Source organism: Streptomyces sp. IMTB 2501, assembly GCF_001953885.1.
GTDB lineage: Bacteria > Actinomycetota > Actinomycetes > Streptomycetales > Streptomycetaceae > Streptomyces.
Map to the genome: position 1 here is coordinate 190,372 of NZ_MQUS01000014.1, position 22,885 is coordinate 213,256.

Annotated in this window: 22 protein-coding genes; 14 read left to right on the plus strand and 8 right to left on the minus strand. The window is 70.4% G+C overall.

Annotated features, from left to right (window positions below):
- Positions 1–28 precede the first annotated feature (28 nt).
- Positions 29–859, minus strand: a complete 831-nt coding sequence (locus AV521_RS24480; RefSeq protein ID WP_076090758.1) for a helix-turn-helix transcriptional regulator — start codon at positions 857–859, stop codon at positions 29–31.
- Between the two features lie 161 nt (positions 860–1,020).
- Between AV521_RS24480 and AV521_RS24485 the strand changes: the two genes are divergently transcribed.
- Positions 1,021–2,694, plus strand: coding sequence for an AMP-binding protein (locus AV521_RS24485; RefSeq protein ID WP_076090830.1), 1,674 nt, complete (start codon positions 1,021–1,023; stop codon positions 2,692–2,694).
- Positions 2,691–4,301, plus strand: a complete 1,611-nt coding sequence (locus AV521_RS24490) for an AMP-binding protein (protein WP_076090759.1) — start codon at positions 2,691–2,693, stop codon at positions 4,299–4,301. The genes AV521_RS24485 and AV521_RS24490 overlap by 4 nt, the downstream gene beginning before the upstream one ends.
- 53 nt (positions 4,302–4,354) lie before the next feature.
- On the opposite strand, the gene AV521_RS24495 is transcribed toward AV521_RS24490, so the two are convergent.
- The gene (locus AV521_RS24495; RefSeq protein WP_076090760.1) at positions 4,355–5,221 is read right to left on the minus strand and encodes a hypothetical protein; all 867 of its coding nucleotides are present in this window, start codon (positions 5,219–5,221) and stop codon (positions 4,355–4,357) included.
- Positions 5,222–5,457: 236 nt separating this feature from the next.
- Between AV521_RS24495 and gcl the strand changes: the two genes are divergently transcribed.
- Positions 5,458–7,245, plus strand: a complete 1,788-nt coding sequence (gcl, locus tag AV521_RS24500) for a glyoxylate carboligase (RefSeq protein ID WP_107480996.1) — start codon at positions 5,458–5,460, stop codon at positions 7,243–7,245.
- 260 nt (positions 7,246–7,505) lie between these two features.
- Here gcl and AV521_RS24505 read toward each other — a convergent pair whose 3' ends face one another.
- Positions 7,506–7,739: a hypothetical protein gene (locus AV521_RS24505; protein ID WP_023545789.1), complete on the minus strand. Its 234-nt coding sequence runs from the start codon at positions 7,737–7,739 to the stop codon at positions 7,506–7,508.
- 73 nt (positions 7,740–7,812) lie between these two features.
- On the opposite strand from AV521_RS24505, the gene AV521_RS48705 reads away from it, so the two are divergent.
- Positions 7,813–8,004, plus strand: coding sequence for a hypothetical protein (locus AV521_RS48705; RefSeq protein ID WP_143658642.1), 192 nt, complete (start codon positions 7,813–7,815; stop codon positions 8,002–8,004).
- Between the two features lie 787 nt (positions 8,005–8,791).
- Here the strand turns inward: AV521_RS48705 and AV521_RS24510 are convergent.
- The 3 genes from AV521_RS24510 to AV521_RS24520 all read right to left on the minus strand — a co-directional run bounded on the left by AV521_RS24510 (position 8,792) and on the right by AV521_RS24520 (position 12,268).
- On the minus strand, positions 8,792–10,249 hold the full coding sequence (locus AV521_RS24510) for a catalase (RefSeq protein ID WP_076090762.1): 1,458 nt from the start codon (positions 10,247–10,249) through the stop codon (positions 8,792–8,794).
- Between the two features lie 221 nt (positions 10,250–10,470).
- Positions 10,471–11,361 (minus strand): 2-hydroxy-3-oxopropionate reductase, encoded by an 891-nt coding sequence (locus AV521_RS24515; protein ID WP_076090763.1) that lies wholly within the window; start codon positions 11,359–11,361, stop codon positions 10,471–10,473.
- Positions 11,362–11,428: 67 nt separating this feature from the next.
- The gene (locus AV521_RS24520; RefSeq protein ID WP_076090764.1) at positions 11,429–12,268 is read right to left on the minus strand and encodes a TIM barrel protein; all 840 of its coding nucleotides are present in this window, start codon (positions 12,266–12,268) and stop codon (positions 11,429–11,431) included.
- A 149-nt stretch (positions 12,269–12,417) separates the two neighbouring features.
- Here AV521_RS24520 and AV521_RS24525 point away from each other — a divergent pair, with 149 nt between their 5' ends.
- The 9 genes from AV521_RS24525 to AV521_RS24565 all read left to right on the plus strand — a co-directional run bounded on the left by AV521_RS24525 (position 12,418) and on the right by AV521_RS24565 (position 20,620).
- A complete protein-coding gene (locus AV521_RS24525; protein ID WP_076090831.1) occupies positions 12,418–12,675 on the plus strand; it encodes a hypothetical protein in 258 nt (85 codons plus the stop codon).
- Positions 12,676–12,726: 51 nt separating this feature from the next.
- Positions 12,727–13,038 carry a helix-turn-helix domain-containing protein gene (locus AV521_RS24530; RefSeq protein ID WP_076090832.1) on the plus strand — a complete coding sequence of 104 codons (312 nt, stop codon included), beginning with the start codon at positions 12,727–12,729 and terminating at the stop codon, positions 13,036–13,038.
- Positions 13,039–13,189: 151 nt separating this feature from the next.
- Entirely contained in the window at positions 13,190–13,702 is a 513-nt protein-coding gene (uraD, locus tag AV521_RS24535) for a 2-oxo-4-hydroxy-4-carboxy-5-ureidoimidazoline decarboxylase (protein WP_076090765.1), read from the plus strand.
- A 4-nt stretch (positions 13,703–13,706) separates the two neighbouring features.
- Positions 13,707–14,126 carry a hydroxyisourate hydrolase gene (gene uraH / locus AV521_RS24540; RefSeq protein WP_076090766.1) on the plus strand — a complete coding sequence of 140 codons (420 nt, stop codon included), beginning with the start codon at positions 13,707–13,709 and terminating at the stop codon, positions 14,124–14,126.
- Between the two features lie 7 nt (positions 14,127–14,133).
- Positions 14,134–15,057 carry a factor-independent urate hydroxylase gene (gene pucL, locus AV521_RS24545; RefSeq protein ID WP_076090767.1) on the plus strand — a complete coding sequence of 308 codons (924 nt, stop codon included), beginning with the start codon at positions 14,134–14,136 and terminating at the stop codon, positions 15,055–15,057.
- Positions 15,058–15,121: 64 nt separating this feature from the next.
- Entirely contained in the window at positions 15,122–16,534 is a 1,413-nt protein-coding gene (locus AV521_RS24550) for a nucleobase:cation symporter-2 family protein (protein WP_076090768.1), read from the plus strand.
- Between the two features lie 70 nt (positions 16,535–16,604).
- A complete protein-coding gene (locus AV521_RS24555) occupies positions 16,605–17,990 on the plus strand; it encodes an 8-oxoguanine deaminase (protein ID WP_076090769.1) in 1,386 nt (461 codons plus the stop codon).
- A 572-nt stretch (positions 17,991–18,562) separates the two neighbouring features.
- A complete protein-coding gene (locus AV521_RS24560) occupies positions 18,563–19,930 on the plus strand; it encodes a nucleobase:cation symporter-2 family protein (protein ID WP_076090770.1) in 1,368 nt (455 codons plus the stop codon).
- A 63-nt stretch (positions 19,931–19,993) separates the two neighbouring features.
- Positions 19,994–20,620: a TMEM175 family protein gene (locus tag AV521_RS24565; protein WP_076090771.1), complete on the plus strand. Its 627-nt coding sequence runs from the start codon at positions 19,994–19,996 to the stop codon at positions 20,618–20,620.
- Between the two features lie 10 nt (positions 20,621–20,630).
- Here AV521_RS24565 and AV521_RS24570 read toward each other — a convergent pair whose 3' ends face one another.
- Positions 20,631–21,434: an AraC family transcriptional regulator gene (locus tag AV521_RS24570; protein ID WP_076090772.1), complete on the minus strand. Its 804-nt coding sequence runs from the start codon at positions 21,432–21,434 to the stop codon at positions 20,631–20,633.
- A gap of 95 nt (positions 21,435–21,529) precedes the next feature.
- On the opposite strand from AV521_RS24570, the gene AV521_RS24575 reads away from it, so the two are divergent.
- A complete protein-coding gene (locus AV521_RS24575) occupies positions 21,530–22,384 on the plus strand; it encodes an SDR family oxidoreductase (protein WP_076090833.1) in 855 nt (284 codons plus the stop codon).
- 39 nt (positions 22,385–22,423) lie between these two features.
- On the opposite strand, the gene AV521_RS24580 is transcribed toward AV521_RS24575, so the two are convergent.
- Positions 22,424–22,846, minus strand: coding sequence for a thioesterase family protein (locus tag AV521_RS24580; protein ID WP_076090773.1), 423 nt, complete (start codon positions 22,844–22,846; stop codon positions 22,424–22,426).
- Between the last annotated feature and the right edge of the window lie 39 nt (positions 22,847–22,885).

Sequence of the window (22,885 nt, forward strand, 5' to 3'; positions counted from 1 at the left end):
TGCCCGTCGGTGGCGGCCACTGCCCGGCTCACGGCAGCAGCCCCGCCCTGCGGGCCGCGGTCACCGCCTCCCCTCGGGTGTGCGCGCCCAGCTTCCGCATCGCCGAGCGCAGATAGCCCTTGACGGTCTCCGGGCGCAGTCCCAGCCGTTCGGCCACCGCCGCGTTGGTCGCGCCCGCCGCCACCCAGGACAGCACGTCCAGCTCCCGCGGCGCCAGGGTCACGCTCCCGGCGCGCGGAGAAGCAGTCAGCAGACCGCAGGCCGCGAGCAGTTCGGCCCGCAGTACCGGATCGGTGATACGCGGGGCCAGGGCCCGCAGCGCCGCATGCGCCTCACGCACCTGCTCCCAGGCCGCCCCCTGGTCGACTCCGACGGGCTCCGGCCGGGCGGCCAGCAGCAGCTCCCACGCCTCGTCCCGCAGCACCAGCGTCTGTTCCACGTCCCGTGCGACGGCCATGGCCGCGCCCAGCGTGCGGTCGCCGAGCGGCTGAGCCGAGCGCAGCGCGCCGTAGAGCACCCCGCGCACCCGACGCCGTACCACCACCGGGACCGCGACGACCGAGCGGATGCCCTCGGCGGCCACCGGGACGTCGTACTCGTGGCTGATCTGCCGGGAGCTGGAGTAGTCCGTCACCGCGCAGGGCCGGGCCAGCGCCACCGCCTTGCCGCCGAGCCCGTTGCCGGAGGTCACCGCGAGCGAGCGCAGGGCGGCCGTGGTCGTGCCGCTCAGCTCGCTGATCCGGATCTGCGGCCGGCCGGACTCGACGAGGCCGCCGAAGGCGACGGGAAGTCCCGTGGCCCGCCGCAGCCGGGCCAGCGCGCCGCCGATCTCCACCGTCCCCGCCGCGTCCGCCGTCACCTGTCCGCTCCTTCTGCCGTCCCCACCCCCGTTCGGGGGTAGTGAGACCTGCATCACGGATTAGACGATGCCAGAGAGCCGCCCGGCAATGGTCCGGAACAGAGGGAGTGAGCCGCAGGGCGCGCCCGGAGGTGAACGACCCACAGTACGAGGAGTATGTGATGACGACGGCGACTGAGGAGTTCCGCTCCGCCCGGGACTTCCTGCTGGAGCACCGTGCGGACTACGCCGGCGCCTGCGAGGGCTTCGCCTGGCCGCGGCCCGCGCACTTCAACTGGGCGCTGGACTGGTTCGACGTGATCGCCGCCGGCAACGACCGGACCGCGCTGCACATCGTCGAGGAGGACGGCGCCGAGACCCGGTTGTCCTTCGCCGAGATGTCCGAGCGGTCGAACCGCGTCGCCCGGTGGCTGCGCGAGCGGGGCGTCGCCGCCGAGGACCGCATCCTCGTCATGCTCGGCAACCAGGCCGAGTTGTGGGAGACCGCGCTGGCCGCGATGAAGCTGCGCGCGGTGGTCATCCCGGCCACCCCGCTGCTGGGACCCGCCGATCTGCGCGACCGCGTGGAGCGCGGCCGGGTGCGGCATGTGATCGCACGGGCCGAGGACACCGCGAAGTTCGCCGACGTGCCCGGCGGTTACACGCGCATCGCCGTCGGCGGCCGGCCCGAGCAGGGCTGGGAGGCGTACGAGGACGCGTACACCGCCCCCGCCGAGTACCTGCCCGACGGCCCCACCCTGGCCGACGACCCGCTGATGCTCTACTTCACCTCCGGTACGACCGCCCGCCCCAAACTGGTCGAGCACACCCACACCTCGTACCCGGTCGGGCACCTGGCGACCTTGTACTGGATCGGCCTCAAGCCCGGCGACGTGCATCTGAACATCTCCTCGCCGGGCTGGGCCAAGCACGCCTGGTCCAATCTGTTCGCGCCGTGGAACGCCGAGGCGACCGTCTTCCTCTTCAACTACACCCGCTTCGACGCGGCCCGGCTGATGGCCGAGATGGACCGGGCCCGGGTGACCACCTTCTGCGCCCCACCGACCGTGTGGCGCATGCTCATCCAGGCCGACCTCGGCCTGCTCGCCACCCCGCCCCGCGAGGTGGTCGCCGCCGGCGAGCCGCTCAACCCAGAGGTCATCGAGCAGGTTCGGCGGGCCTGGGGCGTCACCATCCGGGACGGCTTCGGGCAGACCGAGACCGCCGTGCAGGTCTCCAACAGCCCCGGACAGGTGCTCAAGAGCGGTTCCATGGGCCGCCCGAGCCCCGGCTACCGTGTGGAACTCCTCGACCCGGTCTCCGGCGCGCCCGGCGCCGCCGAGGGCGAGATCGCCCTCGATCTGTCCGAGCGTCCGGTCGGCCTGATGACCGGCTACCACGGCGACCCGGACCGCACGGCGGAGGCGATGGCGGGCGGCTACTACCGCACCGGGGACATCGCCTCGCGCGACGCGGACGGCTATCTGACCTACGTCGGCCGCGCGGACGACGTCTTCAAGGCATCCGACTACAAGATCAGCCCGTTCGAGCTGGAGAGCGCGCTGCTGGAGCACGAGGCGGTGGCCGAGGCCGCCGTCGTGCCCGCGCCGGACGAGCTGCGGCTCGCGGTGCCGAAGGCGTACGTCGTCCTCGCCGCGGGCTATGAGCCCGGCCCGGACACCGCGAAGGCCATCTTCGAGCACTCCCGTCAGGTGCTCGCCCCCTACAAGCGGATCCGCCGGCTGGAGTTCGGCGCGCTGCCCAAGACCGTCTCCGGCAAGATCCGCCGGATCGAGCTGCGCGAGGCGACGGCCCAGGGCTCGGCGAACGAGTACCGCGAGGAGGACTTCCGGTGACCCCACAGCTGTCGTACACGCACGGGACGTCTCCGACCGTCCTGCTCGCAGACACCATCGGCGCCGATCTGGACCGGGCCGTGGCGGCCTGGCCGGACCGTGAGGCGCTGGTCGACGTGCCGTCGGGCCGGCGGTGGACCTATGCCCGATTCGGCGCGGACGTGGCGGAGTTGGCGCAGGCGCTGGTCGCCGCCGGTGTGGCCAAGGGCGACCGGGTGGGTATCTGGGCGGTCAACTGCCCGGAGTGGGTGCTGGTCCAGTACGCCACCGCCCGTATCGGCGCGATCATGGTGAACATCAACCCGGCCTACCGCACCCACGAGGTCGAGTACGTCCTGCGCCAGGCGGGGATCTCCCTGCTGTTCGCCTCCCTGCGGCACAAGACCAGCGACTACCGGGCGATGGTCGAAGAAGTGCGGGGAAACTGCCCCGAACTGCGCGAGGTCGTGTACATCGGCGACCCGAGCTGGGAGGAACTGCTCGGGCGGGGGACGCCTGACGTCACGTACGCGGAACTGTCCTGCGACGACCCCATCAACATCCAGTACACCTCGGGGACCACGGGCTTTCCGAAGGGCGCCACCCTGTCCCACCACAACATCCTCAACAATGGTTACTTCGTCGGGGAGTTGGTCGGCTACACCGAGCAGGACAGGATCTGCATCCCGGTGCCCTTCTACCACTGCTTCGGCATGGTGATGGGCAACCTCGCGGCCACCTCGCACGGCGCCTGCATGATCATCCCGGCCCCGTCCTTCGAACCGAGGGCCACCCTGGAGGCGGTGCAGCGCGAGCGCTGTACGTCCCTGTACGGCGTGCCGACCATGTTCATCGCCGAGCTGAACCTCCCCGACTTCGCGTCGTACGACCTCTCGACCCTGCGCACCGGCATCATGGCGGGCTCGCCGTGCCCGGTGGAGGTGATGAAGCGGGTCGTCGCCGAGATGCACATGGCCGAGGTCTCCATCTGCTACGGCATGACCGAGACATCCCCGGTGTCGCTGCAGACCCGCCGGGACGACGACCTGGAGCACCGCACCGGCACCGTCGGCCGGGTCCTGCCGCACCTGGAGGTCAAGGTGGTCGACCCTGCCACCGGAGTCACGCAACCACGTGGCAGGTCGGGCGAGTTGTGCACCCGCGGCTACAACGTGATGCTCGGCTACTGGAACGAACCCGAGAAGACCGCGGAGGCCGTCGACGCGGGCCGCTGGATGCACACCGGAGACCTGGCGGTGATGCGCGACGACGGCTACGTCGAGATCGTCGGCCGGATCAAGGACATGATCCTCCGGGGCGGCGAGAACATCTACCCGCGCGAGATCGAGGAGTTCCTCTACGGCCACCCGAAGATCAGGGACGTGCAGATCGTCGGGGTGCCGCACGACACCTACGGCGAGGAGGTCCTGGCCTGCGTCATCCCGCGGGACCCCGCCGACCCGCTCACCCTGGCGGACCTGCGCGCCTTCTGCCAGGGTCGGCTCGCGCATTACAAGATCCCGAGCAGGCTGCAGATTCTGGAGGCCTTCCCGATGACGGTGAGCGGAAAGGTACGCAAGATCGAACTGCGGGAGAGGTACGCGACTTCGGAGACGGCGGCCGAATGACGCGGGGCGCGACGGATCGACAAGAACGTCGCCCCCCGTCCCGCGGCAGGTGATCAGGCGCCGTCGGTGCTCAGGTCGCCCGCCGGTGTGTTGACCGGGCGGGGGGTGCCCGTGAGGTCCAGGACGAACAGGGGGACGCACAGGGCGTCGGCCCGGCTGCGGGCGTCGTCCGTGTAGCCGGCCAGGGAGAAGTACACACAGTCCGCGGACTCCGTCATCGCCGTCAGCCACAGGCACTCCACGTCCCGGGGGGCCGCCGGTCGTACGGTCGGGTCCACCTGGGCGAGGACCCCGTGTCCGGCCAGCCCGATGCCGTTCGGCGGGCGCTGGTCGGCGCGGCGGATGTCCCGGTAGCCGAGCCAGCGCAGATAGAGCGCGGCGCTGGTGACGGCGTCGCGGGCGGTGCGGATGGTGCGCGGCTGGAAGGCGGGGCGGACGGGCCGGGTGCCGGATCTGGTGGCGGACCCGGACGGGGACGGCGAGGCCGACGTGGGTTGAGACGGCGAGGCCGACGTGGGCTGTGATGCCGATGGCGGCGCTGACGTCGCTCCTGGTGTCGCGCCCGGCTCAGAGGCCGCTGACGGCGCCGCGGTCGGCCCGGGTGCCGCATCCGGCGTCGAGTCCGACACCAGTGACGCGGTGGTGGTCTCCGGCGCGGGTGGTACGGCCACCGGGATGCGCAGGACCGTGCCGCAGGGGCAGCCCAGTTCCGGGTGCGGCCAGTGGTTGCGGCGGTCGCAGCGGGTACACGGCAGCGCGATCCACTCGTCGTCCCAGGCCCGGTGCTCCGCCACGACCGGGTCCGCGGCCGGATCGAGGCGCGGCGCGGTGGGCGTGCCGCACGCGCACGGATACACCGGCGCGGTGTAGAGGTGCTCGCGCCGGCAGGCCGGACAGCGCACCGGCATGCTCTCGGGCATGGCCCACTCCCAGGCGTCGCGTCGGGACAGCGCCTCTCATCGTCCTCCTCCCGCACCCCGCTTGTCCGGCGCTTGCCATGTCTCCACCTCTCTTGACGACATTGACGAGCGCTTCTACATTGATTCCAGATAGTAGAAGTTAAGTTCCGCAATGCGGAATTTTGAAGTTCTGGAGACTGTGCTCACCGCGGGGCGCGACGGGAGTACGCATCCGACAGCCGAAGCAGGAGTACTCGATGGCTCGTATGACCGCTGCCCGCGCGGCAGTTGAGATCCTCAAGCGCGAGGGCGTCACCGACGCCTTCGGTGTGCCGGGCGCGGCGATCAACCCCTTCTACAAGGCGCTCAAGGAGGGTGGCGGCATCAGCCACACCCTCGCCCGCCATGTCGAAGGTGCCTCGCACATGGCCGAGGGGTACACCCGCACCAAGCCGGGCAACATCGGCGTCTGCATCGGCACCTCCGGTCCGGCCGGCACCGACATGATCACCGGCCTGTACTCGGCCATCGGCGACTCCATCCCGATCCTGTGCATCACGGGCCAGGCGCCCACCCATGTGATCCACAAAGAGGACTTCCAGGCCGTCGACATCGCCTCGATCGCCAAGCCGGTGACGAAAATGGCGGTCACCGTCCTGGAGGCCGCGCAGGTCCCCGGCGTCTTCCAGCAGGCCTTCCACCTGATGCGCTCCGGCCGTCCCGGCCCGGTCCTGATCGACCTGCCGATCGACGTCCAGCTCACCGAGATCGAGTTCGACCCGGAGACGTACGAGCCGCTGCCCGTCTACAAGCCGGCCGCGACCCGCGCCCAGATCGAGAAGGCGATCTCCTTCCTGCTGGCCGCCGAGCGCCCGGTCATCGTCGCCGGCGGCGGCGTCATCGGCGCCGACGCCGCCGACCTGCTGGTGGAGTTCGCCGAACTGACCCAGACCCCGGTCGTCCCGACCCTGATGGGCTGGGGCGCGCTGTCCGACGACCACGAGCTGAACGCCGGCATGGTGGGCGTCCAGACCTCGCACCGGTACGGCAACGCCAACTTCCTGGAGTCGGACTTCGTCCTCGGCATCGGCAACCGCTGGGCCAACCGCCACACCGGCTACAAGCTCGACGTCTACCGCCAGGGCCGTAAGTTCGTCCACGTCGACATCGAGCCCACCCAGATCGGCAAGATCTTCCCGCCGGACTACGGGGTCGTCTCCGACGCCAAGGTCGCGCTGGAGCTGTTCGTCGAGGTGGCCAAGGAGCTGAAGGCCGCGGGCAAGCTGCCCGACCGTGCCGACTGGGTCGCCTCGACGCAGGAGCGCAAGGCGACTCTCCTGCGCCGTACGCACTTCGACAACGTGCCGATGAAGCCGCAGCGCGTGTACGAGGAGATGAACAAGGCCTTCGGCCCGGACACCCGGTACGTCACCACCATCGGCCTCTCCCAGATCGCCGGCGCGCAGATGCTGCACGTCTACAAGCCGCGCCACTGGATCAACTGCGGCCAGGCCGGCCCGCTCGGCTGGACCATCCCGGCCGCGATCGGCGTCGCCAAGGCCGACCCGGACTCCCCGGTCGTCGCCCTGTCCGGCGACTACGACTTCCAGTTCCTGATCGAGGAGCTGGCGGTCGCCGCCCAGCACAGGATCCCGTACGTCCATGTCCTGGTGAACAACGCCTACCTGGGCCTGATCCGGCAGGCGCAGATCGGCCTGGACATCAACTTCCAGGTCAACCTGGAGTTCGAGAACATCAACGCGCCCGAGCTCGGCGTCTACGGCGTGGACCACGTCAAGGTCGCCGAGGGCCTGGGCTGCAAGGCGATCCGGGTCACCGAGCCGGACCAGCTGGGCGCGGCGTTCGAGCAGGCGAAGAAGCTGGCCGCCGAGTACCAGGTGCCGGTCGTCGTCGAGGCGATCCTGGAGCGGATCACCAACATCTCGATGAGCCGCACGATGGACATCAGTGACATCTCCGAGTTCGAGGAGCTGGCCACCGAGCCGGGCCACGCGCCGACGTCGATCAAGCCGCTGAAGGTCTGACGCCGAAGGTCTGACGCCGAAGGTCCGACACCGCCAGGCACACCAAGGGCGGCCCGTCCCCGCGGACGGGCCGCCCTTTCGCGTCCCCCGTGGCACCCCCGTGCGTCCCCCGTCGTGGGGCCCGCCGCCCCCGTGCCGGCGGGCCCCTTGTGCCCGTACTCTGCCCGGCCGTGGGGGTGGCCGAAGCCTGTGCCGCGGTGTTCAGAGGTTGATTTGAGGATGGCGTAGCCCGGCTACGACCACTGCCGTACGCCGTGCCGTCACAGCTCGTGCTCCGACAGTCCCGGCCAGTCGTCGGGCCCGCCGCCCTGCCACTCGATGAGATCGCTCTCCTCCACCTCGATCCGGTCCAGGTCGGCCAGCCGCAGGATCTCCACGACGTCGTCCAGATGCGAGGCGATCCCCAGGGTCACATCCCCCTCGGTGACCCGCCGGGAGCCGTCCAGGGCGGGGGAGTGGACCACGATGTGCGGGTAGTGCGTCGGATTGCCCATGGCTTCAGCGTGCGACGCGGGCCGCCGATACGCACGCCGGTGACTGCCGGCGCCGACCCGCACACTTCCCTGTATGGGCGTGAGAAGCGACGGGGTGCTGGAGGGGCAGCTGCACGAGGTGCAGAGGGAAGCCGCCGACGAGGCCGCGCGGAAGGCGGCGGCCGACGCAGGGGAGTGGCAGGTCGTTCGGCTCGTGGACGACTCCCTGGACGAAAGCACGTCGGATACGGAAGCCCGTCGGATCGCCTCCTCGCCCGAGGCGTAGGCTCTGCTCGCCGCCGGCCGCGACGGCCGGCTCATCCTCCAGGTCGCCGAACTGCGAGGACCGTGTGGCGACCGAGACGGATCTCCAGGGGCCCTCGGAGGGAGTCACTGGATCTTCGGCGGCCGGTCCGGCGAGGAGGCGGACCGGCGCCGGCTCCGTGCCCGGTGACGAGGTCGGCATCCCGCTGATACGCGCGGACGGCGCCCCGCACATTCTCGGGTTGAAGCGTGCCATGAGCCTCGGCAGGTCCCTGGTCGGGCGCCACCGCGGTGCCTGGATGCGGATCCGGTCCGTCCATGAGGCCGTGGCCAGGCGGTCGACCATCTCGTCGGGCCGGGCGAGGAGCGCCCCCGCTTCAGGGCACCCGGACCTGCACCCCGACATGCCGGAGGACGACGTCAACGAGGCCCCAACGCCGAACGCTCCCTCGCCGCAGGCATCGAGCGGGCGTAGGGAGCGTTCTCGGGTGATGGCCGTCCGACGACGCGAGGCTGGGCGCGACAGGACGTTCGCGCCGCCGGACGGAGCGGGTGGCCCCCTGGAGGGGGCTGGGTGGGACCGTGGCGGATGCGACGGAACCGGGGTGCCCCTTCCCTCTGGTCGAGAAGGGGGCTCGGTTCTTCACCACCGCACTGGCTCGCACGCCGCCACGGTCCTCGCCCTGCCCGCGCCCACCGCCGTACGGCCACCCCTCATCCGGGCCGCCCGGCGTGTCGCGCGGGCCGCGTGCGGAAGCCTGACCTCCCGTCAGATTCCGTACGCCGCTTGCGGGTTACTGTTACCGGTCTCAGTCCTCGCGCAGGGCGCGGACCGCCTCCTCCACGCGCTTGCCGTACTCCGCGTCGGCGGCGTGGAAGTGGGCCAGGTTCTTCTCGATCACGTCGTCGCGGGAGACCTGCGAGAGGCCGCCGGCGATGTTCGCGACGAGGCGGGACTTCTCCTCCTCGGACATCAGACGGAACAGCTCGCCCGCCTGGAAGAAGGCGTCGTCCTTGGTGTGCAGCGGGGCCTCGTGGTTGCCCGTGTAGCCGGAGATCGCCAGGGGGGCCGACAGCGGGCGGCCGGTCTCGGCCGGGCCGTCGTAGGAGTTCGGCTCGTAGTTCTTGGCGCCGCGGCCCTGGCCGTTGACCGCCATGAAGCCGTCCCGGCCGTAGTTCTGCGCGGTCGTCGCCTTCGGGGCGTTGACCGCCAGCAGGGTGTGGTTGACGCCCAGGCGGTAGCGGTGCGCGTCCGCGTAGGCGAACAGGCGGCCCTGCAGCATCTTGTCGGGGGAGGGGCCGATGCCCGGAACGAAGTTGTTCGGGGAGAACGCGGCCTGCTCGACCTCGGCGAAGACGTTGTCCGGGTTGCGGTCGAGGACCAGACGGCCCACGCGCTGCAGCGGGTAGTCCTTGTGCGGCCAGACCTTGGTCAGGTCGAACGGGTTGAAGCGGTAGTCCGCCGCCTCGGCCGCCGGCATGATCTGGACGTGGAGGGTCCAGGACGGGTGCACACCCCGCTCGATGGCCTGCAGCAGGTCCGTCTGGTGCGAGTTGGGGTCCTTGCCCGCCAGCTCCGCGGCCTGCTCGCTGCTCAGGCAGCGGATGCCCTGGTTCGTCTTGAAGTGGTACTTGACGAAGAAGGCCTCGCCCTCCGCGTTCGTCCACTGGTAGGTGTGCGAGCCGTAACCGTTCATGTGCCGGTACGACGCCGGGATGCCGCGGTCGCCCATCAGCCAGGTCACCTGGTGCGTGGCCTCGGGGGCGTGCGCCCAGAAGTCCCACACGTTGTCCGGCTCCTGCTTGCCGGTGAACGGGTCCCGCTTCTGCGAGTGGATGAAGTCGGGGAACTTGATCGGGTCCTTGATGAAGAACACCGGGGTGTTGTTGCCGACGAGGTCGTAGTTGCCCTCTTCGGTGTAGAACTTCAGCGCGAAGCCGCGCGGGTCGCGGACCGCGTCCGCGCCGCCGAGGGAGTCGGCGACCGTGGAGAAGCGCAGGAAGACCTCGGTGCGCTTGCCGATCTCGCTCAGGAAGTCGGCGTGGGTGAAGCCGGTGACGTCGTCGGTCACCTCGAAGTGGCCGTACGCGCCGGAGCCACGGGCGTGCACCACGCGCTCCGGGATCCGCTCGCGGTTGAAGCGCGCGAGCTTCTCCAGGAGCTGCTGGTCCTGGATCAGGAGCGGGCCGCCGATGCCGGCGGATGCGGAGTTCTGGTTGTCGGCGATCGGGGCGCCGGCCTCGGTCGTGAGCACGCGCTTCGACATCGTGGACCTTCCGTGCGGATGGCAGCGGAAATCTTCTTCCGCTTTGTGGAGCCTAGAAGTCTTATGGAGCCTAGAAGTGGGGCAATCTGAACGTCAACAGTTTGTTGAAGTCGATCTCGGAGTGATCCGAAGGTGATCCGAGGGTGGTTCCGGGCGGCGCCGGCGCCTGGGCGCGACAGGACAGGTGTCAGCGGCGGCGCCGCCCGGAAGTCTCAGGGGTGTCAGACCTGGGCGCCGGACAGGCGCTCCACGGCCCGCAGCAGGGCCGAGTGGTCCAGACCGCCGTCGCCCTGGGTGCGCAGCGAGGCGACCAGCTGGGCGACCACGGCGCCGACCGGCAGCGCGGCGCCGACGTTGCGGGCGGCGTCGGTGACGATGCCCATGTCCTTGTGGTGCAGGTCGATGCGGAAGCCCGGCTTGAAGTCGCGGTTGAGGAAGTTGTCCTTCTTGCGCGTCAGCACCGTCGAGCCCGCGAGGCCGCCGTTGAGGACGTCCAGCGCGGCCGCCAGGTCCACGCCCGACTTCTCCAGGAAGACCACGGCCTCGGCGCAGGCCTGGATGTTGACGGCGACGATCAGCTGGTTGGCCGCCTTCACGGTCTGGCCGGAGCCGTGCGGGCCGCACAGCACGATGGTCTTGCCCAGCGCGTCGAAGATCGGCTTGGCCTGGTCGAAGTCGGCCTGCTCGCCGCCGACCATGATCGACAGCACGGCCTCGATGGCGCCGGCCTCACCGCCGGACACCGGGGCGTCGAGCACCCGGATGCCCTTGTCCTTGGCCGCGGCGGCCAGGTCGACGGAGGTCTGCGGGGTGATCGAGGACATGTCGATCAGCAGGGCGCCCTGCCTGGCGTTCTCCAGGATGCCGTCCGGGCCGTAGGAGATGGCCTCGACGTGCGGGGACGCGGGCACCATGGTGATCACCACGTCGGCGTCGCGCACGGCCTCGGCGATCGAGCCGGCCGCGGTGCCGCCGGCGGCGGCCAGCCGGTCCAGCTTGTCCTGCTCCAGGGTGAAGCCGGTGACGTCGTAACCCGCCTTGATCAGGTTCTCGGACATGGGGGAGCCCATGATGCCGAGGCCGATCCAGGCGATCTTGGGAAGGTTGCTCATCGGGGGTGCCTCTCTGACTTCCTTGCTACGTCTATGAGTTCGCGCCTCTGGGCGGCGCGCCCTGGCTTCAGCGGGCGGCGCGCGCTTCGCGCGGGAGCCAGTCGAAGGACTCGGCGCTCGGGCGGTCGCCGGCCTTGTACTCCAGGCCGACCCAGCCGTCGTAACCGGCCTTCCTCAGCTGGTCGAGCAGTTCCTCCAGCGGGAGCGAGCCCGTGCCGGGGGCGCCACGGCCGGGGTTGTCGGCGATCTGCACATGGCCGGTCTTCGCCGCGTACCGTTCGATGACCGAGGGCAGGTCCTCACCGTTCATCGACAGGTGGTACAGGTCCATCAGGAACTTCGCGTTCCCGAGACCCGTCGCCGCGTTGACCTTGTCCACGATCTCGATCGCCTTGGGCGCGCTCACGATCGGGCACTTCGGCGACTCGGGCTGGTTGAGGGCCTCGATCAGGACGGTTCCGCCGATCTGGCCGACGGCCCGGGCCGCGAGGACCAGGTTCTCCAGGGCGAGCGCGTCCTGCTCGGCCGGGTCCACGCCGTCGACGCGGTTGCCGTACAGGGCGTTGAACACCGAGCAGCCCAGGGACTGGGCGAAGGCGATGGCCACGTCGATGTTGGCGCGGAACCTGTCCGACTCCTCACCGGGGATGGACAGGGCGCCGCGGTCGGGGCCCGGCAGCTGTCCGGCGTAGAAGTTCAGGCCCGTGAGCTGGACGCCCGCGTCCTCGATCGCCTTCTTCAGGGCGTCGAGCTCGGCCTGCTCGGGGGTGGGGGAGTCGACCCAGGGCCACCACAGCTCGACCGCCGTGAAGCCCGCCGCGGCGGCGGCCGCGGGACGCTCCAGGAGCGGGAGTTCCGTGAAGAGGATCGACAGGTTGACGTTGAAGCGCTGGTCTGCGAATCCCATTCGGGCCGCGCTCCCTTCCGTGGGTCGAGATTCCGTATTACGGAAGTTTGTTTCTGCTTAATGGAAGATTGCCGTCGTGTGTCGGCGCTTGTCAAGGGGGGTCCATCGCCGACCGCCCGAAAAGCGCCGCCGGGCGCTAGGTTGTGCGCGTGCGATTGAGAGTGGAGTTCACGACCGAACCCTTCGATCTGGACGAGGCGCCCGCGCACGCCCTGGTGGCGCGGGAGGTCATCGAGACGGCCGAACTGGACGACGTCGACGTCGGGCCGTTCGGCAACACGGCCGAGGGTGCCGCGGACCGCGTGCTGACGGCCGTGGACGCGCTTCTGCGCAAGAGCCTGGAGGCCGGGGCCACCCGGATCTCGCTCCAGGTCAATGTGCTCGACGATGATCGGGGAGGGCGGTAGGTGTCCGGGGACGAGCCCTTCATCACGGCTGTGAAGCCGCTGGTCGACGCCATGGGCGCGGAGATGCTCCCGCCGGACGAGGCAGGCCCCGAGGATGTCGTCCTCGCCTGGGAGGGCGTCGATGTCGTCGCCGTGCGCCTGCCCCAGCTCGCCGACTCCCTCGATCACATCCTGGCCGCCATGGAGCGCCGGCAGGGCCGGCCGCTGGCCGACCTGGACCGCAAGGCGAAGCAGGGGATCGTGCGTACGCTGGAGGCGCGTGGTGCCTTCGCCGTGCGCCACGGTGTGGAGACCGTCGCGAGCGCGCTCGGCGTCAGCCGCTTCACCGTCTACAACTACCTCAACCGGGAGAAGGGCGCCTGACCGGCCACGGCTCCGGGGTGGTGGGACCGCCTCGGAGCCGCCCGGCTTGTTACGCGGAATTTTCAACAAAGTGTTGACGTGGCGTTTCCGGGAGCGTTAGCTATCGGCAGCCCGTTCAGCACGAAGGCCGAATCCGGCCACGGAGGCTCCCGTGACTTCGACTTCCACGCCCCCGGGCCTGGCCCGGTTCAACGACCTGGAGGAACACGCGGCCCTCGCCGCCCTCCACGAGGCGTGTGCCTCCACCGCGTGGGCCCGGCGACTGCTCGCCGCCCGCCCCTACGCCGGCGCCGACGAGCTCTACGCCGCCAGTGACGCCGCCATGGCCGAGCTGACCACGGCGGACCTGGAGGAGGCCATGGCGGGGCACCCGCCGATCGGCCGCCCCAAGCCCGGCGACCCCACCTCCGCCCGCGAGCAGCGCGGTATGGCCGGAGCCTCGGAGGCACTCAAGGCCGAGCTGCTCGAACTCAACCTGGCCTACCAGGACAAGTTCGGCCATGTGTTCCTGATCTGCGCCACCGGCCGGACCGGCGAGCAGATGCGCGACGCCCTCAAGGAGCGGATCGGGAACGCGCCGGAGCAGGAGCGGGAGATCGTCCGCACCGAGCTGGGCAAGATCAACCGCATCCGACTGGCCCGACTCGTCGAAGAGGACGCCTGACACCATGAGCACCAGCACCACCGCCTCCGTGTCCACGCACATCCTGGACACCTCGATCGGCCGCCCCGCCGAGGGCGTCGCCGTCCAGCTCTCCGCCCGTTCGGGGCGGTCCGCCCATGACGGGCAAGGAGGGGACTGGCAGGCGCTCGGCGGCTCCGCGACCGACGCCGACGGTCGGTGCAAGGACCTGCCGGCACTGCCGGAGGGGACCACACACGTACGGCTCGACTTCGCGGTCGAGGCGTATTTCTTGCAGTTCGAGAACAAGCAAGCCGATGCGCAGCAGGACGCCCCCGCGAATCGGGACAGCGGTGCCGTGTTCTTCCCCGAGGTGGCGATCACTTTCGCCGTGCAGCCCGGGGAGCACTACCACGTGCCGCTGCTGCTCAACCCGTTCGGCTACTCCGTTTACCGAGGGAGCTAGCAGAAACATGCCCACGATCCTGGGACAGAACCAGTACGGCAAGGCCGAGAACCGAGTCGTAAAGATCACGCGGGACGGCGCCACCCACCACATCAAGGACCTCAACGTCTCCGTCGCCCTGAGCGGCGACATGGACGAGGTCCACTACTCCGGCTCCAACGCCAACGTCCTGCCGACCGACACCACCAAGAACACGGTGTTCGCGTTCGCCAAGGAGTACGGCATCGAGTCCGCCGAGCAGTTCGGCATCCACCTCGCCCGCCACTTCGTCACCTCGCAGGAGCCGATCCACCGCGCCCGGATCCGCATCGAGGAGTACGCCTGGGAGCGGATCGAGACCTCCGACGCCAACTCCAAGTTCATCGGCGCCGACGAGGTCAAGCACTCCTTCGTCCGCAAGGGCCAGGAGATCCGCGTCACCCAGATCACCTACGACGGTGAGAAGTGGGAGGTCGTCTCCGGTCTGAAGGACCTGGTCGTGATGAACTCGACGAACTCGGAATTCTGGGGTTACGTCAAGGACAAGTACACGACCCTTCAGGAGGCGTACGACCGCATCCTGGCCACCCAGGTCTCCGGCCGCTGGCGCTTCAACTGGACCGACGACGAGCAGAAGATGCCCAACTGGGAGAAGTCCTACGAGCAGGTCAAGAAGCACATGCTCCAGGCCTTCGCCGAGACCTACTCCCTCTCCCTGCAGCAGACCCTGTACCAGATGGGTGCGCGCATCATCAACAACCGCAGCGAGATCGACGAGGTCCGCTTCTCGCTGCCGAACAAGCACCACTTCCTGGTCGACCTGGAGCCCTTCGGGCTCAAGAACGACAACGAGGTCTACTACGCCGCCGACCGGCCCTACGGCCTGATCGAGGCGACCATCCTCCGGGACGGCTGTGAGCCGAAGATCCCGGTCGACATGACCAACCTCTGACGCGGGACGCGTATCCCCGGTCCCGCCGCCCGGGCCGGGGACACGCCACACCGGAGGGAACCCCATGGCACAGCCTGCACAGGGACCGGCCGAAGCCCCCTGTTCCACCCCGCCGGTGCACACCGGGGACGCCGTCACGTCCGTGCACCCGGTGGACGAGAAGCTTCCTGTCGCGCGGCTCGTCCCCGCCGCGCTCCAGCACATCGCCGCGATGTACGCGGGCGTTGTCACTCCTCCGCTCATCATCGGCCAGGCCTGCGGACTCGACCTGGCCGCCCGCACCCGGCTGATCGCCGCGAGCCTGCTGATCGCGGGCGTCGCGACCGTCCTGCAGACCATCGGCGTCAAGGGCCTCGTCGGCAACCGGCTGCCCTTCGTCAACGCCGCCTCCTCCGCCGGCATCGCCCCGATCCTCGCGATCGCCGAGACCAACGGCAAAGGGCACCAACTCCCCGCCATCTACGGCGCGGTGATGGTCGCCGGTGTCTTCTGCCTCGCCGCCGGACCCTTCTTCGGCCGGCTGCTCCGCTTCTTCCCGCCGCTCGTCACCGGCGTCGTCATCACCCTGATCGGCGTCACCCTGATGCCCGTCCCGGTCAGCTGGGCACAGGGCGGCGACAAGACCGCCCCCGACTTCGGCGCCATGCGCAACCTCGCGCTCGCCGGCTTCACACTCGCCGTCATCCTGCTGATCCAGCGCTTCGGCCGCGGCTTCGTCAAGCAGGTCGCCCTGCTCTTCGGGCTGCTCATCGGCACCCTGGCCGCCATCCCGTTCGGCATGGCCGACTTCGGCGCCCTGAAGTCCGCGCCCGTCGCCGCGCTGCCGACGCCGTTCGCCTTCGGCATGCCCGCGTTCCAGCCCGCGGCCGTCCTGTCGCTGTGCATCGTGATGCTGGTGCTGATGACCGAGTCGAGCGCCGGCATGCTCGCCCTCGGCGAGATCTGCGGGCGCCGCACCGACGCGAAGACCCTCACCCGCGGTCTGCGCACCGACGGCATCGCCACCCTGCTCGGCCCCGTCTTCGGCGGCTTCCCCACCTCGGCCTTCGCCCAGAACGTCGGCGTGGTGTCGTTGACCCGGGTGCGCAGCCGCTATGTCGTCGCGGTCGCCGGCGGCGCCCTGCTCGTCCTCGGTGCCTTCCCGGTGCTCGGCGCGGTCGTCTCCCTGGTCCCCATGCCGGTCCTCGGCGGCGCGGGCATCGTGCTCTTCGGCTCCATCGCCGTCAGCGGCATCCGTACGCTGTCGGAAGCCGGGCTCGACGACAGCTCCAACATCGTCTTGGTCGCCGTGGCGCTCGGCGCCGGCATCATCCCGCTGGCCGCACCGACCTTCTACGCCGGCTTCCCGGCCTGGGCGCGGACCGTGCTCGGCTCCGGGATCAGTGCGGGTGCGCTCGCCGCCGTTCTGCTCAATCTGTTCTTCCATCATCTCGGCACCCGGAGCAGGCAACCGGCTCCGGCACTCAAATCCTCCTAGGGTCCTGCCGTGCCCTCCCCGTGAACACCCCTTCGGTTCACGGGCCGCCACTGAAAGACAAGGAAGCACCATGGCACCATCGGCAGCCCAGCGCATCGTCATCGAGAACTGCGCCATCGCGACCGTGGACGCCGGAGACACCGAGTACGCCTCCGGGTACCTGGTCCTCGCCGGCAACCGCATCGAGTCGCTCGGCGCGGGTCAGGCCCCCGCGAACCTGGAGAACGTGGTGCGCCGGATCGACGCGAGCGGCCATCTGGCCACGCCCGGTCTGGTCAACACCCACCACCACTTCTACCAGTGGATCACCCGGGGCCTCGCCACCGACCACAACCTGTTCAACTGGCTCGTCGCGCTCTACCCCACCTGGGCGCGCATCGACGAGCAGATGGCCTACGCGGCGGCGCAGGGCTCCCTCGGCATGATGGCCCGCGGCGGTGTCACCACCGCCATGGACCACCACTACGTCTACCCGCACGGCTCCGGCGACCTGTCCGGGGCGATCATCCGGGCCGCCGCCGAGATGGGCGTCCGCTTCACGCTGGCCCGCGGCTCGATGGACCGCAGCGAGAAGGACGGCGGCCTGCCGCCGGACTTCGCCGTCGAGACCCTGGAGGGCGCGCTCGCCGCGACCGAGGAGACCGTCAAGCAGCACCACGACGCCTCCTTCGACGCCATGACCCAGGTCGCCGTCGCCCCCTGCTCCCCCTTCTCCGTCTCCACCGAACTCCTCAGGCAGGGCGCCGAGTTGGCGCGCCGGCTGGGCGTACGGCTGCACACCCACGGCTCGGAGACCGTGGAGGAGGAGAAGTTCTGCCACGAGCTGTTCGGCATGGGCCCGACGGACTACTTCGAGTCCACCGGCTGGCTCGGTGAGGACGTGTGGATGGCGCACTGCGTCCACATGAACGACTCCGACATCGCCGCCTTCGCCCGCACGAAGACCGGTGTCGCCCACTGTCCCTCGTCCAACGCCCGCCTCGCCGCCGGTATCGCCCGCGTCCCCGACATGCTCCAGGCCGGCGTCCCGGTCGGCCTCGGCGTCGACGGCACCGCGTCCAACGAGTCCGGCGAACTCCACACCGAACTGCGCAACGCCCTGCTGATCAACCGCCTCGGCGCCCACCGCGAGGCCGCGCTCAACGCCCGCCAGTCGCTGCGGCTCGGCACCCACGGCGGTGCGCAGGTGCTCGGCCGGGCCGACCAGATCGGCTCGCTGGAGGCCGGCAAGCTTGCCGACGTGGTCCTGTGGAAGATGGACACCCTCGCCCACGCCTCCATCGCCGACCCGGTCACCGCGCTGGTCTTCGGTGCGGCGGCCCCGGTCACCGCCTCCTTCGTCAACGGCCGGCAGATCGTGGAGAACGGCCGCCTGCTCCACGTCGACGAGGACGCCATCGCCCGCTCCACCCGCGAAGAGGCCCAGCGCCTCGCCCGGATCACCGCCCAGGCCTGATCCCCCACCGACGCCGGAGGCCGGCCGCTCCCACGGCAGGCTCACCGGACGCCTTCGGCGAAGCCGCCCCGAACGGCCCGCCAAAGGACGCGGCGGCCACCCCGCACGGGTGGCCCGTCGAACAACTCGACAAACGCGGCGGTCGCCCCGTACGGGTGCCTTGCCGGCAATCTTGGCGGTCGCCCTGTACGGGCGGCTCGCCGGAAAACGTGGCGGTCGCCCGGTACGGGTGATTCGCCGCAGGTCTCGGCAGGCCGGAACATGCGGCCGGCCTGCCGCAGGACCTGGCAGTCCGCCCCGTACGGGCGGCCTGCCGGAAGACGCGGCGGTCGCCCCCTGTGGGTGGCTCGCCGGACACGCTCCGGCCGGGAGGGACGGCTCCCGGCCGGGGTTCGTGGACCCGAGCGGGGTCCACGGCAGCCGCTCCGGGGCGCGTGTGGACGCACGCGCCCCGGAACGGTCACCGCTCGACCCGCTCAAGCACCACCCCGTCCCGGTCCCGCACGACCACTCGCACCACCTCCATGAAACCCGCGTTGACGACGACGTGTTACCCGACCGGAGGAGCCGCCGTGGCCGCCCATCCAGTAGACGAGAAACTCCCCGCCCTCAAAATGGCGACCAGCGGACTGCAGCACGTGGCTGCCATGTACGCGGGAGTCGTCGCCCCACCCCTGATCGTCGGCGCGGCCGTAGGCCTGTCCGCCACCGACCTCACCTTCCTCACCGGAGCCTGTCTGTTCACCGCCGGGCTCGCCACCTTCCTGCAGACCCTGGGCTTCTGGAAGATCGGCGCCCGCCTCCCCTTCGTCAACGGCGTCACCTTCGCCGGCGTCGCCCCCATGACGGCGATCGTCGCCTCCGCCAAGGACAAGTCAGACGCCCTGCCGATGATCTTCGGCGCGGTCATCGTCGCCGGTCTGCTCGGCTTCATAGCCGCCCCCTTCTTCAGCAAGGCCATCCGCTTCTTCCCGCCGGTCGTCACCGGCTCGGTCATCACCCTGATCGGCGTCTCCCTGCTGCCCGTCGCCTTCGGCTGGGCCCAGGGCCCGAACCCCGCCGCACACGACTACGGCTCGACGACCAACCTCACCCTCGCCGGCATCACCCTCCTGATCGTCCTGCTGCTGCGCCGCTTCACCCGCGGCTTCGTCAAGCAGATCGCGGTCCTGCTCGGCCTGATCCTCGGCACCCTCATCGCGATACCCTTCGGCGCCACGGACTTCAGCCCCGTCGCCCACGCCCACGTCGTCGGCTTCCCGACGCCGTTCCACTTCGGCGCCCCGACCTTCCACATCGCGGCGATCCTGTCGATGCTGGTGGTCATGGTCGTCTCCATGACCGAGTCCACGGCCGACATGCTGGCGCTCGGCGAGATCGTCGAACGCCCCTCGGACGAGAAGACCATCGCGGCCGGCCTGCGCGCCGACACCCTCGGCTCCGCGCTCAGCCCGCTGTTCAACGGCTTCATGTGCAGCGCCTTCGCGCAGAACATCGGCCTCGTCGCCATGACACGGATCCGCAGCCGCTTCGTCGTCGCCGTGGGCGGCGGCTTCCTGGTCCTGATGGGCCTGTGTCCGATGGCCGCCTCGCTCATCGCGGTCGTCCCCCGCCCGGTCCTCGGCGGCGCCGGCGTCGTCCTGTTCGGCTCGGTCGCCGCGAGCGGCATCCAGACCCTGGTCCGGGCCGGACTGGAGAAGGACAACAATGTCCTGATCGTCGCTGTCTCCCTCGCGGTCGGCATCATCCCGATCACCGCGCCGGGCTTCTACCACGCCTTCCCCGAAACCGCGAAGATCGTCCTGGACTCCGGAATCTCCACCGGCTGTGTCGCCGCCGTCCTGCTCAACCTGGTCTTCAACCACCTCGGCAAGGGCAACGAGGCCGAGGACGTCACGCATCCGATGGAGGCGGGCCAGGAACTCACACCGGCCCACTGAACACCCGCCCGGGGCACGGCAAGTGCCGTGCCCCGCGCCGTCCGATCGGGCACTCTTGGGCGCATGCCCACGAACGAGTCCGGCCGGGTCGAGGCCTTCAGCGACGGCGTGTTCGCCATCGCCATCACCCTGCTCATCCTGGACATCAAGGTGCCCAGGACCGGTGACCGCGGCGGCCTGTGGCAGGCGATCGGCGCGCAGTGGCCGTCGTACGCCGCCTATGTGGTGAGCTTCCTGGTCATCGGGATCATGTGGGTGAACCACCACCAGGTGTTCAGTTACGTCGCCCGGGTCGACCGCCCGCTGATGTTCCTGAACCTGCTGGTGCTGATGATCGTGGCCGCCGTGCCCTGGCCGACCGCGATGCTCGCCGAGTACCTGCGCGAGGACACCGCCTCGCATGCGGCGGCCGCGGTCTACAGCCTGGTCATGGTCGCCATGGCCCTCGCCTTCCAGGCCCTGTGGTGGCACCTCACCCGCACCGGCCACCTCTTCGACGCCCGCGTGGACACCGCGGCGGCCCGCGCCACCCGCGCCCGGTTCGCGCTCGGCTCCCTCGGCTACCCGCTGACCGTGGGCCTCGCCTTCGTCTCCGCCCCCCTGACCCTGGCCGCCCACGGCCTGCTCGCCCTGTACTACGGCTTCAACCAGGTGCCTGTGCCGCTTCGCCGTGACCGGGCCGCACCGTGAGCGGGCCCGCTCAGATGCGCGACACCGACTGGCAGGGCGTCCGGGCGGGCAGCCGGCCGGTGAAGTACGAGCGCGGCGGGACACCCATCAGGGCGCGGAAGTCGGACGTCATGTGCGACTGGTCGAAGTAGCCGGTGGACGCGGCGAGTTGGGACCAGGGGGCGTGCCCGGCCCGGGTGACGAGCGTACGGACGCGATCGATGCGGGCGTAGTGCTTCGGGGACACCCCGACGCCCTCGGCGAACAGATTGCGCAACTGCCGCTCGCTGACGGCCAGTTCCCGGGCCACCTCCCGCACCTGGGCGGGGGCCCGGTCGGGGCGGACCGACAGCGCGTCGACGCCCGCCCGCAGCAGCGCCGTACGGGCCGGGTCCACGTTGGTGGCCAGCAGATCAGGGAGCGTCTCGACGAGATACGGCACCGCCTCCTCGGGGCGCAGCCGGCGCAGCCCGGCCGCGAGCCGGCGAGGCATCGCGCCCGGCAGCTCCTCCAACGGCACGACGCGGCCGACCAGTTCGGCGGCCCTGACACCCAGCAGGGGACGGGTCATGCCCGGGGAGAGACGCAGTTCGACGCAGTGCACATGGGCCTTGCCGTCGTGGTACGAGGCCCGCACCCGCGGCCCGGAGGCGAGCACATCGCGCCGCCCGTCCGCCCCGACCCGCAGCAACACCTTGGTGACCGCGGCGGGCAGGCGCACGAAGGGCTCATCGGCGGGCTCGGCGCGGGACACGGACAGCGTCCGCACTCCGGCGATCCAGGGGCGCAGAGCCTCGGGTGTGGTCAGGGTCTGCTCGGCGATGGCGTTCGGCATCACTCCACGGTAAGTCGCCGCGACCGCTTCCGGGCGGGCGAACCGTGCCGGAATTTCCAAGAGACCGCCGCCGCCCGACGCCCATCGTGGACCTCATGATTCTGGTGACGGGTGCCACGGGCACCACCGGCAGTGAAGTCGTACGACAGCTCACGGCGCGCGGCGAGAAGGTCCGCGCCCTGACCCGCGACCCGGCAAGGGCCGAGGTGCCCGCCGGGGCGGAGACGGTCCGCGGGGACTACGCCGACCCCGCCTCCCTGACGGCCGCCATGGCGGGTGTGACGGCCGCCTACCTGGTGTGCCCGCCCGGTCCCGGCGCCGCCCACGACACGGCGCTGGTCGCGGCGGCCCGGGCGTCGGGCGTACGGCGGCTGGTGAAGCTCTCTGCCATCGGTGCCGACGATCCCGCCACGGGTCCGACCGTCGCCTGGCACGCGGAGGGGGAGCGGGTGGTCCGGGAGAGCGGGGCCGAGTGGACGGTCCTGCGGCCGACGTCGTTCGCCGCGAACACGCTGGCCTGGGCGGAGGCGGTCCGCCGGGGCGAGCCGGTGCCGAACATGACCGCCGACGGGGCGTCGGGCGTGATCGACCCGCGCGACATCGCCGGGGTGGTGGTGCGGGCGCTCGTCGACGACGCGCACGCGGGGCGGACGTACACCCTGACCGGACCCGAGGCCATCAGCGTCCCGGACCAGGTCGCCGTGCTCGCCACGGTCCTCGGCCGCCCGCTCACCGTCCGGAACCTGACGCCGGACGAGACCCGCGACTTCCTCCGCACCGCCTACGGCATCGACGAGACCAGCGTGGAGGACGTCCTGACCGGTCTCGCCTACCTCCGCGACGGCCGCAACACGACTGTCACCGAGGACGTACCGGAGGTTCTGGGCCGTCCGGCCAGGACGTTCAAGGAGTGGGCGGAGGACAACAAGCGGCACTTCGAGGTGAGTTGAGGATGTCCTCTCGCCGGCTCCGCGGCCGCGGCGCAGCCCTCACAGGCCGAACACGGTGAGGTCCGTGGCCAGTTGCTTGAACACCTCCCGCGGGTCGTTGAGCAGCTTGCGCTCCTTGAGGTCCAGCAGGCCCACGACCGCGCTGATGTGGGCCGCCACCGTGCCGTCGGCCTTGCGTACCTCCTGGAGGATGCGGAACGTCTTGCCGTCACCCCACTCGAACGCACAGGTCACATCGACTTCGTCGCCGGCGAGCAGTTCGCGCTCGTAGCGGATGGTCGTCTCCAGCGTCACCGGACCCACACCCCGGGCCACGAGCCGCGCCTGGCCTATGCCCGCCGCCCGGAGCAGCGACCAGCGGGCGTGCTCCGCGTAGTTGAGGTACACGGACTGGTTGAGGTGTCCCTGGGTGTCGGTCTCGTAGCCACGGACGCTCACGCGCACGGAAAACGACTCACTCACGGGTTCCCCTCTCTCTGTACGGCACACGGGCCCTCCGAT